The sequence below is a fragment of the Clostridium fessum genome, assembly GCF_027698965.1.
GTDB lineage: Bacteria > Bacillota > Clostridia > Lachnospirales > Lachnospiraceae > Otoolea > Otoolea fessa.
In genome coordinates this window covers 58,628-73,591 of record NZ_JAQEQF010000006.1, presented here as the reverse complement: position 1 = coordinate 73,591, position 14,964 = coordinate 58,628, and the positions used below count along the sequence as shown (strand labels likewise).

Annotated in this window: 14 protein-coding genes; 1 reads left to right on the top strand and 13 read right to left on the bottom strand. The window is 46.9% G+C overall.

Annotation, left to right across the window (positions count from 1 at the left end; all coding sequences use genetic code 11):
- Nucleotides 1-106: 106 nt before the first annotated feature.
- Genes PG862_RS09085 through PG862_RS09060 form a run of 6 tightly spaced genes read right to left on the bottom strand, consistent with a single transcriptional unit; the run spans nt 107 to nt 4,394 of the window.
- On the bottom strand, nt 107-337 hold the full coding sequence (locus tag PG862_RS09085) for a DUF3343 domain-containing protein (RefSeq protein ID WP_118491640.1): 231 nt from the start codon (nt 335-337) through the stop codon (nt 107-109).
- A gap of 16 nt (nt 338-353) precedes the next feature.
- A complete protein-coding gene (locus PG862_RS09080) occupies nt 354-1,493 on the bottom strand; it encodes an aminotransferase class V-fold PLP-dependent enzyme (protein WP_270707191.1) in 1,140 nt (379 codons plus the stop codon).
- Nucleotides 1,490-2,107, bottom strand: coding sequence for a sulfurtransferase-like selenium metabolism protein YedF (yedF, locus tag PG862_RS09075; RefSeq protein WP_270707190.1), 618 nt, complete (start codon nt 2,105-2,107; stop codon nt 1,490-1,492). Before yedF ends, PG862_RS09080 begins: the two co-directional genes overlap by 4 nt.
- Nucleotides 2,108-2,119: 12 nt before the next feature.
- Nucleotides 2,120-3,154 (bottom strand): selenide, water dikinase SelD, encoded by a 1,035-nt coding sequence (gene selD / locus PG862_RS09070; RefSeq protein ID WP_118524517.1) that lies wholly within the window; start codon nt 3,152-3,154, stop codon nt 2,120-2,122.
- A gap of 5 nt (nt 3,155-3,159) precedes the next feature.
- A complete protein-coding gene (gene yqeC / locus PG862_RS09065) occupies nt 3,160-4,065 on the bottom strand; it encodes a selenium cofactor biosynthesis protein YqeC (RefSeq protein WP_270707189.1) in 906 nt (301 codons plus the stop codon).
- Nucleotides 4,044-4,394: an arsenate reductase family protein gene (locus PG862_RS09060; protein WP_022359085.1), complete on the bottom strand. Its 351-nt coding sequence runs from the start codon at nt 4,392-4,394 to the stop codon at nt 4,044-4,046. The genes yqeC and PG862_RS09060 overlap by 22 nt, the downstream gene beginning before the upstream one ends.
- Nucleotides 4,395-4,812: 418 nt before the next feature.
- Here PG862_RS09060 and PG862_RS09055 point away from each other — a divergent pair, with 418 nt between their 5' ends.
- Nucleotides 4,813-5,754 carry an ion transporter gene (locus tag PG862_RS09055; protein WP_022359086.1) on the top strand — a complete coding sequence of 314 codons (942 nt, stop codon included), beginning with the start codon at nt 4,813-4,815 and terminating at the stop codon, nt 5,752-5,754.
- A gap of 241 nt (nt 5,755-5,995) precedes the next feature.
- Here the strand turns inward: PG862_RS09055 and pheT are convergent, their stop codons facing one another.
- From pheT to PG862_RS09020, 7 genes are all read right to left on the bottom strand, one after another.
- The gene (gene pheT, locus PG862_RS09050; protein ID WP_270707188.1) at nt 5,996-8,416 is read right to left on the bottom strand and encodes a phenylalanine--tRNA ligase subunit beta; all 2,421 of its coding nucleotides are present in this window, start codon (nt 8,414-8,416) and stop codon (nt 5,996-5,998) included.
- A gap of 20 nt (nt 8,417-8,436) precedes the next feature.
- Complete coding sequence (pheS, locus tag PG862_RS09045) at nt 8,437-9,480, bottom strand: phenylalanine--tRNA ligase subunit alpha (protein WP_117796200.1); 1,044 nt, start codon at nt 9,478-9,480, stop codon at nt 8,437-8,439.
- 1,159 nt (nt 9,481-10,639) lie between these two features.
- A complete protein-coding gene (iadA, locus tag PG862_RS09040) occupies nt 10,640-11,788 on the bottom strand; it encodes a beta-aspartyl-peptidase (RefSeq protein WP_270707185.1) in 1,149 nt (382 codons plus the stop codon).
- 86 nt (nt 11,789-11,874) lie between these two features.
- The gene (gene yfcC, locus PG862_RS09035; RefSeq protein WP_118468203.1) at nt 11,875-13,395 is read right to left on the bottom strand and encodes a putative basic amino acid antiporter YfcC; all 1,521 of its coding nucleotides are present in this window, start codon (nt 13,393-13,395) and stop codon (nt 11,875-11,877) included.
- Nucleotides 13,396-13,562: 167 nt separating this feature from the next.
- Nucleotides 13,563-13,685 carry a hypothetical protein gene (locus PG862_RS09030; protein WP_270707184.1) on the bottom strand — a complete coding sequence of 41 codons (123 nt, stop codon included), beginning with the start codon at nt 13,683-13,685 and terminating at the stop codon, nt 13,563-13,565.
- A 19-nt stretch (nt 13,686-13,704) separates the two neighbouring features.
- Nucleotides 13,705-13,968, bottom strand: coding sequence for an acylphosphatase (locus PG862_RS09025; RefSeq protein WP_182426641.1), 264 nt, complete (start codon nt 13,966-13,968; stop codon nt 13,705-13,707).
- A 3-nt stretch (nt 13,969-13,971) separates the two neighbouring features.
- A complete protein-coding gene (locus PG862_RS09020) occupies nt 13,972-14,946 on the bottom strand; it encodes a Gfo/Idh/MocA family protein (RefSeq protein WP_270707183.1) in 975 nt (324 codons plus the stop codon).
- Between the last annotated feature and the right edge of the window lie 18 nt (nt 14,947-14,964).

The following is a 14,964-nucleotide window of genomic DNA, read 5'->3' as shown; positions in this document are numbered from 1 at the left end:
CCTTCTCCTATCTCACTTTTGCTACTATTATTTCCATTACCTGTTTATGCAGCTTCTTCTTCAAATAATTTTTTGATTGTGTTTTCTGCTTTTAGAGTAATTCTTTTTACTGCCACACACACGACACCTTATCATAAACAGAAGTGTCTATCCGTCCGCTCCACTGCTCCCACTCTTCCGGACGCATCCGCCACGCAAGACCACAGCCGGCAGAAATCTCCCTCGGAAGTGGAATTAAACGTCCCGGAATGCCCGTTTCCATACATCGTTTTTCCCATTCCATCGCCGCCACAGTTGTCTGAAAGGACAGTACGATAAATGGATGTTTTTCTCTCATACTACCAATTTCTCCCCTACGCTTCCTCTGCCAGTGCCCGAACTGCTTCTGCTGCCCTCTCAATCTCCTCTTCCGTATTAAAATGCGAAAAACTGAACCGCACCACTCCCTGACCGACCGTTCCAATCGCCCGGTGCATGAGCGGCGCACAGTGTGCCCCCGCGCGGACGCAGATGCCGTATTCTTCCCAGAGTGCATCCGCCACACGTGCCGAATCTTCCCCGGCAAAGTTGAGGGAGACGATCGGCGCATGACATTTTTCCGCCGGAGCTCCATACACAATGATGCCCGGAATTTCCTTCACCTGTTCGTAAAAACGGCGTGTTAAATCCCGCTCCCGTTTCTGCAATTTCTCGATCCCCTGATCCATCCGGTAACGGATGCCTGCGGCCAGCCCCGCCAGACCATGGACATTGAGCGTCCCGGCTTCGAGTGCCGTTGGCATTTCCTTCGGATGGTGTTCATCATAACTGTGAATGCCGCTGCCGCCAACCAGAAGCGGTTCCACCGAAAGTCCCGGCTTCACATACAGCCCGCCGGTTCCCTGTGGTCCCAGAAGCGCCTTATGCCCGGTAAAACAGAGCACGTCGATTCCGAGCTTCTGCACGGAAAACAGTTCTTCCCCTGCAGTCTGCGACGCATCCACAATCAGAAGCAGTCCATTCCGTTTAACAAACGAAGAAATATAGGAAAGATCCGTCACATTTCCTGTCACGTTGGACGCGCCGGTAATTACCACCGCACGCGTCTCTGGGCGCAGAAATGCTTCCAACTCTTCATATTTTAGATTTCCACGCGCATCCACACCCACAAAACTAAGCGTCGCTCCCTGATCACGCAGACGGTAAAGAGGGCGCAGCACCGAATTATGCTCACAGACCGTCGTGATCACGTGATCGCCCGGACGAATCAGCCCGGAAATGGCTATGTTCAGCGCCTCCGTTGCGTTTGCCGTAAAGGCAATCCGCGACGCATCTTCCGCATCGAACAATTCTGCTGCTGCCGCACGTGCCCCGTACACCAGTCTTGAAGCATGTAAGGTTGCCTCATGCGCGCCGCGCCCCGGATTTCCTGCGGTACGAAGCGCCTCAAGGACTGCCTGTTCCACCTGCAGCGGCTTTTGAAGCGAAGTCGCCGCATTGTCCATATAAATCATGGTTTTACCACATTTCCAGCGCCCAGCATTTTTTCAGCGATGACATACATGTTGGTTACACCGCCGACTGCCAGCTTCTCGGTCAGACCATAGAAATTCAGGCAGGTGCCGCAGGTCAGGATCTCCACACCTTCTGCCTCCAGTGTCTTCAGATCCTCCAGCATCGGAGATCCTTCACAGGTCAGACTGGCTCCGCCGTTATAGAAAAGAATGGTTTTCGGCAAGTTGTCCTGCTGGGTCAGGGCAAATGTAAATGCCTTCAAAAGCGTCTTTCCAAGTTTCTCACTGCCCTCGCCCATCTTATCATTGGCAATCACAACCACGGTATCGGTACGGCTGTCCGGAATACAGGCTTCGCATCCGGCTCCTGCCTGTGCTTTTTCCTCTTCTGTCTGTTCACCCACCGTAAAGATAACCTGATATTCCTGATCCGCCAGCTTCTTTGCACTGCTCTGATAGCCCTTCTGCTCTGCCATTTTCGTCAGATTCTGAACTGCAATCTCATTATCCACCAGCACTTCCACCTGTCCGGCACCCGAAAGTTCCTCTATCGCGTGTTTTGCCTTTACGACCGGAATCGGGCATGCGTCTCCTCTTGCATCTACTTTCTTCATTTCTGTTTCCTCCTATCCTCGTACAAAAATTTCAATCTCTCCCGGTTCCGTGATCGTTCCCACGATCCGCGCCGGAAGCCCGGCGTTCTGCAGCTCCTGTTCCAGTTTCTCCGCCTCATCCGGGGCAGCTGCCATCAGAAGTCCGCCGGAGGTCTGCGGGTCAAACAAGACCTCTTCCATTGAAAACGGTACATTTTCAAACTGCACCGCCGCCCCGACATGGTTGCGGTTTCTCTGTCCTGCCGCCGTGTATAAAAACGCATCTGCCGACTCACGTGCGCCCGGAAGCACCGGAATATGGTTCACATCAATCTCGCACGACAGCCCGCGCCCCATCATTTCATGCAGATGCCCCAGAAAACCAAACCCAGTCACATCTGTGCACGCGTGAACCGTGTACTTCCGGCTGATTTCCGCCGCTGTTTTATTGAGCGTCGTCATCGACTGTACCGCCCCGTCCATCTGCTCTTTTGTCACTTCTCCGACGCGGTTTGCCGAACAAATCAGCCCAACCCCCAATGCCTTTGTCAAAATCAGGCGGTCGCCCGGCTGCCCGGCATCATTGGCGTACAGCTTTTTCGGATTTACCAGTCCCGTCACGGACAAACCGTATTTCACGCCCGTGTCCGCGATCGAGTGACCGCCCGCGAGAATGCCGCCTGCTTCTGCCACCTTCTCCGCGCCGCCCTGTAAAATCTGTCCCAGAACATTCAAATCCATTGATTCCGGAAAACACACCAGATTCAGCGCCGTCTTGACCTCACCGCCCATCGCGTACACGTCGCTCAGCGCATTTGCCGCTGCAACCTGTCCAAAAATATACGGATCGTCCACCATCGGCGGGAAGAAATCAACCGTCTGCACCAGCGCCAGATCCTCCGTGACCTGATACACTGCCGCATCGTCCCGGCTGTCATATCCGACTAAAAGATTCGGATCCTTCTCGCCGCGCGGTAGTTTTTCCAAAATGCGGCTTAAAACACCGGCTCCCAGCTTTGCCGTACAGCCTCCGCCCGTACAAAATACGATATCCTTTTTCTCACTCATCTCTCTCACTCCTGATTTCGTTCTGGTCCTGAAAAGGAAGTTAAAATTCCCTGAATTCCGTAGCTATGTTTCAGGATATCCAGTACCTTTCTGCCATCCTCCCGGCGCTCCGACGTGTCCGCCTGGTTTAGAACCACAAAAAACGAACGCCCCGATATATCTTTTCTGGCACCGTTTTCGCTACCAAGAAGCCATGCCAGAAGTTCTGGGGTCAAAGACGTATCTTTCGAAATAGGCACTTCTTTGAGCAGCCTTTTTCCTTCTTTGGGATAAGCTGCGTCCCCATACTCACACACATCCCTGTTCCACGCCTCAATCGCCAGCTCCGCCCGGAAGCACACCTCCCCCAGCGGACGATACAGGGCACTCAGCCCCGCGACCGCCAGCACGATATCGCTCTGCGGCAGTATCACCGGCTCATGCGCCGCCGGAAATTTACACGGAAGACATTTCGCGCCATCCGCCTCCAGAAATGTGATATCTGCATCCGAAATCCACTCGCTTCGAATCGATTCTGGCAGAATTGTCAATTTTTCGTGTGGGGCTGGGGTTCCGGCTACGACGTAGGTTCCCTGCTGCCAGAGACGATCGCGCTCTTTTCCGGCATTCTCCCACGCGGTATTTTCACACACACATTTTATACCGACAGACGTTTTACACTCACTAGATTCACATTCTAGCGAAGCAGTCTTTTCTTCCTCATTTACCGCAATCCACGGCACATTTACCGGCTTCCGAATATGCGTCGTCGTCGTCGTCAGCACCCGCCATCCCTTCGCCGTGCAGTACGCCGACAGCGCATACAGAAGCGTCGTCTTTCCGCCTCCGCCAATCAGCGAGACCACGTGTCCTTTTTCACGTAAGAAAGGAAACTTCTGCTCCCAGTCCATCACCGCAGCTTCTCTTCCCATTCCTTCTCCCGAAATCCTGTTAAAACAGTATCTCCATCCACAATGACAGGGCGTTTTACCAACATCCCATTGGTGGCAAGCAGCTTCAACTGTTCGTCCTCGCTCATCTGCGGCAGCTTATCCTTTAACTGCATTTCCTTATATAGCATCCCGCTCGTATTGAAAAATTTCTTGATCGGCAGCCCGCTTCTCGCCTGCCACTTCTTCAATTCCTCATACGTCGGATTTTCCTCCACGATATGGCGCTCTGTATATGAAATTTCCTGTGCATCCAGCCATTTTTTCGCTTTCTGGCAGGTACTGCATTTTGGATAATAAATAAACAGCATCTTATTCCTCCTTTGTGAGCATGCTTGCTATTATACGGCACCTTCTATATTTAAATGCGACCGTTCTAAACAAAGCATTTTACCTTTTTAAATTACCTACGGAAATTATACCCAGACACCAGAAAGATTGCAAGGGATGCCTGAAAATGATACAATAATAATATCTGCAACTATATTCAAGTCGAACGTCCGTGAGACTTGGCGCGTGATCCTGGTCAGCGAAGCTGACATATTCCTATCAGGATCACTGCGCATCCTCGCGGAGCGTTTATCTCAGTCGGAGACAAGGCTTCCACTGAGACAAATTTGCTATTACTCACCTCCTGAAGAGGTAGGAATCTTCTCGACTGAGATACCCCCCTCTTTTATACCAACAGGGAAACACATTCACCCAAAAATTATTATAAAAATATCCACTATGAAAGAAAAAATATTTAACATCATCCAGATCGGCGACAAGAGCAACCGTATCAGCCGTGCATTCGATATTTTCATCACCTTCACGATCATCTGCAATATCATTGTCACGTTTCTGGAAACATTCGATCAATTAACATCCTTCGGTGGTCTGTTTACCATGCTGGAACATGCCAGTGTCCTGATTTTCTGTATTGAATACGCGCTGCGCATCTGGACTGCCGACTATCTCTATCCAGAAAAAACACCGGGACGCGCCCGGTTCTGCTTTCTCATTTCCTTTGATGGAGTGGTGGATCTGCTGACGATCATCCCTGTCTTTTTTCTGTCGGGCTTCATCATTTTCCGTATGCTGCGCGTGGCGCGGATTTTCCATCTGTTCCGGCTCAATGCGAAATATGACTCGTTCAACATCATTACCACCGTACTCTATGAAAAACGGAACCAGATCATTTCCTCTGTGTTTATCGTCATGGTGCTGATGCTGGCGAGCAGCATGTGCATGTATAGTGTCGAGCACAACGCTCAGCCGGATATTTTCCGCAATGCATTCAGCGGTATCTGGTGGAGTATGTCCACACTTCTGACCGTCGGTTACGGCGATATTTACCCGGTCACAACGCTTGGGCGCGTGATGGCGATCTGCATCGCCTACCTCGGAGTCGGTGCCGTCGCGATCCCAACCGGTATCATCAGCGCCGGTTTCGTCGAACAGTACCAGCGCAAGAGCAGCCTGTCCAGCATGAAGGACGCGGATATTCAGGAAATTGCCGAGGTTTTCGTCGATAAACGATATGCCGGAAAAACCATTGAAGAGATGGAAGAAGAGCAGAATATCAAGATATTTCTAGTGCTGCGCGATGATCTGTCGGTGCTTCCGCAGAAAAATATGGTTTTGAAATTAAATGATATTGTGATTATACGAATAGAAAATGAAGCGTAATCAAACTTATCATCAAACATTTTTTGTGAACATTTTATGAACGTGAAAAAGAATGTGCCTTGGCACATTCTCGCGCCGAGCGCGGTCGCTTGCGACATGTTTCTGCTTCGCGCGAGTGCGCATCATTGGCACGTTAGTGCCTTTTTGTGTAATAGGGAATTCCAAGGAATTTCCTATTACACAAAAAGACTGCCGTCCAAATTTTCTCTCTCTGGACAGCAGCCTTTTCTTTCCTTCAAAATCAGCTTCTCAGCTCAATTCCATACGTCTTATTCAGCTGTTTCAGCACTTTCTTGACATATCCGTCAACGGTATCTGCCTTGAACGCCTCTTCCTTCGGAGTGAAGAGAACGGTAAATGCCATCGATTTCTTATCGGCTGCGATCTGTCTGCCCTCGTATACGTCGAACAGGCTAACATCCTTAACGTAAGCACAAGCCTCGCGGATACAGCCCTCAACCTGTCCGCAGGTGATGTCTTTGTCCATAACCAGCGCCAGATCACGTTTTTCCTCCGGGAATTTTGGAAGCGGCTCAAATACTTTGGCTTTTCCATACCATTTCTCCAGCGCTTTCATGCTGATCTCCAACACATACGCATCTTCGCGCATTGCCTCTTCCTTCATGATCTCATATTTTACCTTACCGAGGTAACCAATCTCCTCGCCCTCGCAGAAGATCGCTGCGGTCTGATACGGATGCAGGAACGGTTTCTCTGCTTTTTCATAGTTAAAAGTAATATTTAAAACATCGGCAACTGCCTCTGCCATTCCCTTTAAGGTAAAGAAGGACTCTTCCTTGCCAAATGCACCGATGCACAGCGTCTCTCGCTCTTCCGGATATTCCGTCAGAGGCAGGGACTTCGGAATAAATGCATTTCCAATCTCGAAGATACGTCCCTCGAAGATGCCTCTCTTCTGGTTGCGTCCCATCGCATGAATCATCTGCGGTGCCAGTGTTGTTCTCATCAGGGACAGATCCTCGTTGATCGGATTCATGATGCGGATCGCCCTGCGCTCTGGCGCGTCCTCTGCAAATCCCATTTCATCCAGATCCGACGGGGAGAAGAAGGAATAGTGGATTCCCTCAAATGCGCCAACACTGCACAGCGTTCTCTTTACTTTCAGAATTGTTCTCTGACGCAGGTTGCTTCCACCGATCGTCACCTTAGCACTCGGCATGAAGGTCGATGTGATGTGATCGTAGCCGTACATACGGATTACTTCCTCGGCAACATCCGGATAATCTTCCATATCCTCGCGGTATGCCGGGAAATGCATGGTCAGTTCGTCGCCGTTGATCTCCGGCTGGAAGTTTAAGCCAGTCAGGATGCGTAAAATATCCTCGTTCGGAACGGTAATACCCAGAACAGCGTTTACCTTCTTAACACTTGTCTTGAAGGTAGTCGGCTCTAAGGAGTTTCCGGTATTTACATTTTTATGGGTCTTGGAAATCTTACCAACTCCCAGCTCCTCAACCAGGTGCAGGACACGTTTCATCGCCATCTCAGTTGTGTACTCATCGACCCCCTTAGAATATCGCTGGCTCGCGTCGGATCCCTGTCCTAATGCACGGGAGCTTCTGCGGATGTTGTCACGGGCAAATTTAGCTGCCTCAAACATCACTTCCGTCGTGGTATCACGGATCTCAGAATTTAAACCACCCATGATTCCGGCAAGTGCTACCGGCTTTTTGCCGTCGCAGATAACCAGATTGTTCGGATTTAAGGTAAATTCTTTCTCATCCAGCGTCACGATCTTCTCGCCCTCGGCCGCGCGTCTTACGTTGATCGCATTGCCCTCCAGATAATCGCAGTCAAACGCATGAAGCGGCTGACCTAACTCACGCATGATATAGTTTGTAATATCAACAATATTGGAAATGGAATTATTCCCTACCAAAGCCAGACGTCGTCTAATCCATGCCGGGGATTGACCCAATTTTACGTCATATACATAGTGTGCAATGTAACGCGGGCAAAGATCCTGTGCCTCTACCGTTACATTGAAGCCTTCTTTCTCAATTTCTGTCTCAGTGTAATCCAGTGCCGGTGTCTTGAGCGGCTCGCCCAGTGCGGCGGCAACCTCTCTTGCCAAACCAAAAATACTCTGGCAGTCCGGACGGTTTGCCGTGATAGAAACATCGAAGATCCAGTCATTTAAGCCGGTCAGCTCTTTGACATCCGAACCAATTTCCGCATCCTCCGGCAGAACCAGCAATCCGTTGTAACCAGCACCCGGATACAGATCCTCGTTTAAGCCAAGCTCGGTACCGGAACACAGCATACCCTGGGACTCATAACCTCTCAATTTACCCTTTTTAATGGTAGCCACGCCCTCGATTGTCACATGGTCTTTTGCAGTTGCATATACTTTCGCGCCAATCATGGCAACTGGGAATTTTCCACCAGCTTTTACATTGTCAGCGCCACAGCAGATCTGTAAGAGTTCCGGACCACCTACATTGACCTGGCACACATGAAGATGTGTTTCCGGAATCGGCTCACAGGAGTCAACATAACCAACGACGATGCCGCTGATATCCTTGCCAACCTGCCATTTTTCTTCTACCTCAAATCCACAGTCAAAAAGCTTCTTCTCCAGCTCATCTGCGGAAATATTAATATCTACATAATCTTTTAACCAGCTTAACGGTACAAGCATTTCTAATCCTCCTGTCCTGATCAGTCATCGATCTGATCCAGCACACGCAGATCAGACTCAAAAAGCATCTTGATGTTGTTGATGCCGTATTTCAGCATTGCGATACGCTCCAGACCCAATCCGAATGCGAATCCACTGTATTTATTGGAATCAATGCCACAGTTTTCCAGTACCTTCTTATTTACCACACCAGCGCCGAGAACCTCGATCCAGCCAGTTTCCTTGCACAGACGGCAGCCCTTTCCGCCGCACTGGAAGCAGCTTACATCGACCTCGACAGACGGCTCCGTGAACGGGAAATAGGACGGACGAAGTCTCGTTTTTGTCTGCTCACCGAAAATTCTCTGAACAAACATATCCAGCATACCCTTTAAATCACACAGGGTGATGCCCTCATCAACAACCAGGCCTTCCATCTGGCTGAACATCGGAGAATGGGTCGCATCATCATCAGAACGGAATACCTTACCCGGGGAAACAACCTTGATCGGCGGTTTTTTCGCTTCCATGACATGAACCTGTCCAGCCGATGTCTGGGTACGGAGCAAGAACTCCGGAGACAGGTAGAATGTATCCTGCATATCGCGTGCCGGATGATCCTGCGGTGTATTTAAAGCCGTAAAGTTATAATAATCGGTCTCGATCTCGGTTCCCTCATATACCTCAAATCCCATAGAGGTGAAGATATCCGTCAGCTGATTGCGGACCGTCGTAACCGGATGCAGCTTGCCGTAACGGATTTTAACCGGCGGCATCGTAATATCAATCTTCTCTGATTCATAGCGCTGCTGCTGCTCTTTCTCCTTTAATTTCTGATCCAGCTCGTCAAAGAAATTGTTTGCCCACTCCTTGGCGCCGTTGATTGTCTTACCAAATTCCGCTTTCTGATCATTGGCAACATTACGCATTTCTTTCATCAGCAGACCAATTCTGCCCTGCTTATTATCCAGAAAGGTCTTCTTAAACTCATAGACACTCTTGGAAGTCGTCAGAGCATCCGCACCCTGGCGGATTTCCTCTTTGATCGCAGTGATCACTTCATTCAGTTCTTTTAAATCCTGCATGATTTCTCTCCTTCTATTACTTTTGTTGCTTTTTATCTTGATATTGCTTTAACTTGTGGACACGAATTTGTGCATAAAGGATGTTCTCTGGCACATTCGGGCGTCTCGCGCGGTCGCTTGCGACATGACATAAAAAAATCCCTTCGCACAAAACGTGCAAAGGGACGATCATATCTATACCGCGGTACCACCCAGCTTCCTGTCGGCAGGTCATTTTTTCGTCTGCCACAGACACTTTCCGGTATGTAACGTACACCAGACGGCAATGCCTACTCTAAATTTCAGCAATGCAGCTCCCGTGGGAAATTCGGATATCTGTCTGAACGGGAAAAGGCTCACAGCCGCTGACCTCTTCTCTCTGACCGGAAACAGTATCTTATAGAACACGATCATAGCTTTTGGTTTGTTTGTTTGGTTTGATTGATTTCATGTATGCAATCTGTTTATTATTTTAGGCATGTTGGTGGGAAATGTCAAGAGATTTCTTTCCTTGATATTTTCATTGATATTTTCATCTTGGTATTTTCAAATTATAAGAAATTTTACTTACTGCAAGCATTTTGCAAGCACAAAGCCCAGAAACCTCTAAAAAAGCAGATGTTTCAGTTTGAAAACTTCCGCGTAAGGAAGCTCACTGCAATCAATGCCCTAAATTTTTATATTCCCCTGTGCATGGCATTTCTGGCACATATGTCCATGAAATCAGAAACGCATGCCCTGAAGGTTGCAATCATACAGAAAGCAGACCCTATAAAAGAAAAAATCCATTTCAGCTATTATCGGCTGGCTAAAGGTATCTCAGGCATACTGTCGTATGTAAAAGAAGGGAGCAGGCTATGGTTTCGGACAAAACGTCCGATATACCGTCAACTTTGCCTTAAGCTGGTCGCTTAAATAGATAAAAGAATAACTCTCCCAAGTAGTGAAAGGAATCATCCATTTATTATTTATCTCCTTCTTCTATCATATAGAATAATTATAATTCAAACATTTAGAATTGTTATTATATTTGTGGTGTATGTCAACAACTTTTTTTCTTTTTAATTCTACCAGCAGACAGCATCTCTTTTTATGCAAGGTTATCATTTTATCAACTGTATAAGCACGCAAAAAAGCACCAGCCAACTAAGTGACTGATGCTTCTCACATCTGATATCCTTTATTTTTTATAAACTGTATTCCCTTTTGCAATCACTTCAACAAGCTGAAGTTCCTGGTCGAGAATACAAAGATCCGCATCATAGCCCTCTTCAACCTTACCTTTTCCCTTAAGACAAAGAATATCTGCTGGATTCGATGTAATTGTAGAAATTGCTATTTCTAAAGGAATTTCTGTTTTAAATACACATTCCTTTACTTCCTTCAGAAGGCAGCTGGACTGTCCAACGCCCATTCCAAGGAATTTGCCATCACTACTGTACATCGGAAGGCTTCCCTGCCCGTCAGAAGAAATTGTTATGCGGTCAGGATTTACTCCTGAATCTAACATCCGTTTGATACCATTACATACACGTACCTCATCACAGATAGTTTCCCAATAGTCAATATCTTCATTTCCAGTAAAGTCTACTGCTCCGCCTTTCAGTGCATACTCAATCGACTTGCCAAAAAGCATCTCATTTCGATTGATATGTGTTGGCAGTATTTGAGTTGCCGGTATCTCTGTCTCATCGACTACTCGTTCAATCAGATCTAAGCATCTCGGACTATCGCCCAGATGAACATTTACAATGCCAGCTTTCCCGGAAAGAACACCACCAATCCTTGTATCCGCAATGACACGTGCAAATTCCTCGAAAGTCGGCTGTGAAGAACGATGATCAGAGATCGCGATTTCTCCCGTTCCAATGATTTCCTGAATCATCATAATATCTTTCACAATACTGTCAGTCAACGTGCGGACCGGAATCTGATAACTTCCGGTATAACAGTATGCAGACATTCCCTGCTCATTCAATCCTTTTGTCTTTGCAACCAGTGCACACATATCACGACCGATTCCATCTGTTCCAAGGCAGCCAACAACGGTTGTCACTCCAAACTTCGTAAGTCCTTCCATGGTTGCTTCCGGAGTACGATTGGCGAATCCGCCTTCGCCACCACCTCCGAGTACATGAACATGACTATCAATGAATCCCGGAGTTAAAAGTAGCCCCTCTCCATTGATCCTTTCTGCCTCAGAAAGAAATCCGTCTGCGGATATAGAACCCGCATCTTTCATCTTAACAATCTTATCATTGATTATAAGTACATCTTTTTTCCCCAGATGCTGTGGAGCATAAACATCAATATTCTGAATTAATTTCATCACAAATCACTCCCACTGAGACAAATTTACTATTACTCGCCACCAAAAGAGGTGGGAGTCTTCTCGACTGAGATAAAATACATATTTTAGAATCCAATTCCAACTGCAACAAGAACTGTAATGATTGCACCAATCATTAAGACACCAAGGAATTTCCACATGAATTTAATCCAGTTAGACCACTCAATCTTTGCAATTGCAAGAGATCCAATCAAGCATCCGGATGTAGGAACAATCAGGTTTGTAAATGCATCACCAAGCTGGAATGCAACTACAGCTGTCTGACGCGAAACACCTAACAGGTCTGACAGCGGAGCCATGATCGGCATTGTGATGGCAGCCTGTCCTGTTCCGGATACAACGAAGAAGTTAAATACGGACTGGAACAGATACATAAGTACGGCTGCAACTGCTCCGGAAACTCCAGACAATGCATTTGAAATATTATACATAATTGTATTAATAACTGTAGGTGTTGTCGGATCAGAACCACCAAGAACCTGCATGATTCCCTGTGCCATAGCAACGACAAGGGCAGCACCGATCAGGTCTTTTGCTCCATCTTTGAAAGATGTTGCAATATCATTCAGTTTCATATCATTCAGTTTAAAGATAACTCCAAACACACCGGAAACAATTCCCATAATAAAGAACTGTGTTGCAATCTCCGGCATGTAGTATCCCTGAGTCATAACTCCCCAAACTACCCATACTACTGTAACAGCCAGTGTCAGAAGGACTAAAATGTGTCCAAGACCAAATGAATGTCCTTCGTCAATTCCTGTTGTTTCATTCTGCTCACGGAAATATGAATCCGTCTTATATGCGATTGAGATTGTCGGATTCTTTTTAATCTTTGATGCATAGAACATAGTCATTCCACAGCCGAGTGCTGTAAATACGACCCACATTACCATACGGAATCCTGCACCGGAGAATACGTCAATACCTGCAATACCCTGTGCAATGCCTACAGAGAACGGATTCATCCAAGATGAACCGAAACCAATCTGTGTGGCAACATAAGTAACAAGAACTGCGATAACTGAATCATATCCAACTGCTACAAACAACGGACAAAGAATCATAGTAAACGGAAGCGCTTCTTCTCCCATTCCGAAAACTGCTCCACCAAGAGAAAACAGTACGAAAAGTATCGGAATCAGTAGTTTTTCTGCTCCCTTGGCCTTACGGATCAATCCGATCAATCCAGATTCAATCGCACCTGTACGGATCATGATACCAAATGCACCACCTACTACCATAAGGAATGCGATAATCTCGATTGCAGAACTATTTACGATTCCGTTATACATATAGTTGAAGAATCCTGTTCCACCATCTCCGCTAAAGAGTGCTACTCCTTCTGTTACTACATTTCCTGCATCATCTGTCAGATACTGGAAACTTCCGTCCTTGATTACTGTACGGGTTTTCTCAACACCATTGATCATATATGAAATATCCTGTGTTTCGTAAAATCCCTTTGGTACAAGAAATGTCAGAAGTGCTGCGATAACAACTACTAAAAAGATGATAATGTAGGTATCTGGCACTTGGAATCCCTTGTTAAAGGACTTTAGCCCTTTTTCTTCTTTTTTGCTCATTTTTGAGTCTTCCTCCCATTTTTTGATATACCATATTAGTGTACCATAGAATGCGTAAAATCCAAGTGAAAATTTACATATTTTATGTCATTCTTCTGTATTTTTATACATCAAAAAATGGAATTAGCTCTGGTAATGCAAATCATGACCACTGGCTTAGCCAGTGATTAGACTGCGCCTTCCGGAACCTGCGGAAAGGCCAGATCCTCAATCGTGCCATACTGAAGAGCCGCATTTCTCTCTTCCTCTGCCCAAAGTTTGCTTGGATGATTGGAAAAATTGATAAACATAGTAACATCCCCCTCGTTTTTATCTTATCTTAAATCCCCGTTCTTCTTCACAGGGAATCTCTGTGATCTCCATATCCGCCACGTTGATCCATCTCTGTTGCTGAATCCGATCTAACATTTCCCGAATGGAAGCTTCGCTTCCCTGCACTTCCATCTCCACTCTTCCGTCCCACAGGTTCTCCACCCAGCCGGCCAGGCCAAGGGACTGGGCGATATAAAAGGAGCGGTAGCGGAAGCCGACGCCCTGGACATCACCTGAAAAAAAGATGTGTTTTCGTACCATAATTTACATCTCCTCCGGATACTGAAATCCCCATTCTTTTCTGAATTCCGTCATCATATCCATCACATCTTTTGTATAATCCAAATGCATGCATTCTGCATCCCCACGGATGGCTTTCTCCATATCCGCCAGCTCATAGGCCAGCGCATCTGCATGCTCACCGGTCTGAATCACTTCCGTTTCTCCGGAATCTGTATAGGTGATTCTCGCTTCCCAGGCTCTCGGATATTCCATGATTTCTATATATCCCTTTTCACAGGATACCATGCCTCTTTTCGGCTGCTTGGAATGCAGCGACAACATGACAGATGCCATCTGGCCTTCCTGATTCATCAGCAGCAATCCTGCCTGTTCATCCACTCCTGTAGGTGCCGGTTTTACCTGGGATAAAAGCTGATCCGGCTTGGAATCCATAAACCACCGAATAAAGGAAAGCGCGTACACCCCGATATCCAGCATGGCACCTCCTGCCAGGTTTTTATTAAAAAAGCGGTTGTTCATATCATATTCTTTGAAGCTTCCAAAATTCATAGTGATCAGATTCGCCTTTCCAAGTTTCCCTGACTCAAGAATCTCTTTAAGCTTTTTATAAATCGGCATATGATAAATCGTCATGGCCTCACCTATGACAACACCCTTTTTATCCGCCAGAGCAATTGCCTCATCCAGTTCCCGGCTGTTTAAGGTGATAGATTTTTCGACCAGAATGTGCTTTCCATTCTCAATTGCCCTGCGCATAAAATTAATATGGGTATTATGGGGAGTTGTGATATAGATTACATCAATATCCGGGTCTGTAAACATGTCATTATAATTATCATATACCTTTTTTATCCCATATTTTTCTGCAAATGCAACCGCTTTCTCATGGGTTCTGTTACCCACCGCATCGATGTTTCGCCCGTTTTTCTTTAAGGCCACGGCCATTTCATTTGCAATCACTCCGGTTCCAAGAACTGCCCATCTGATGTTCTGCATGTATCTCTTACCTTTCTT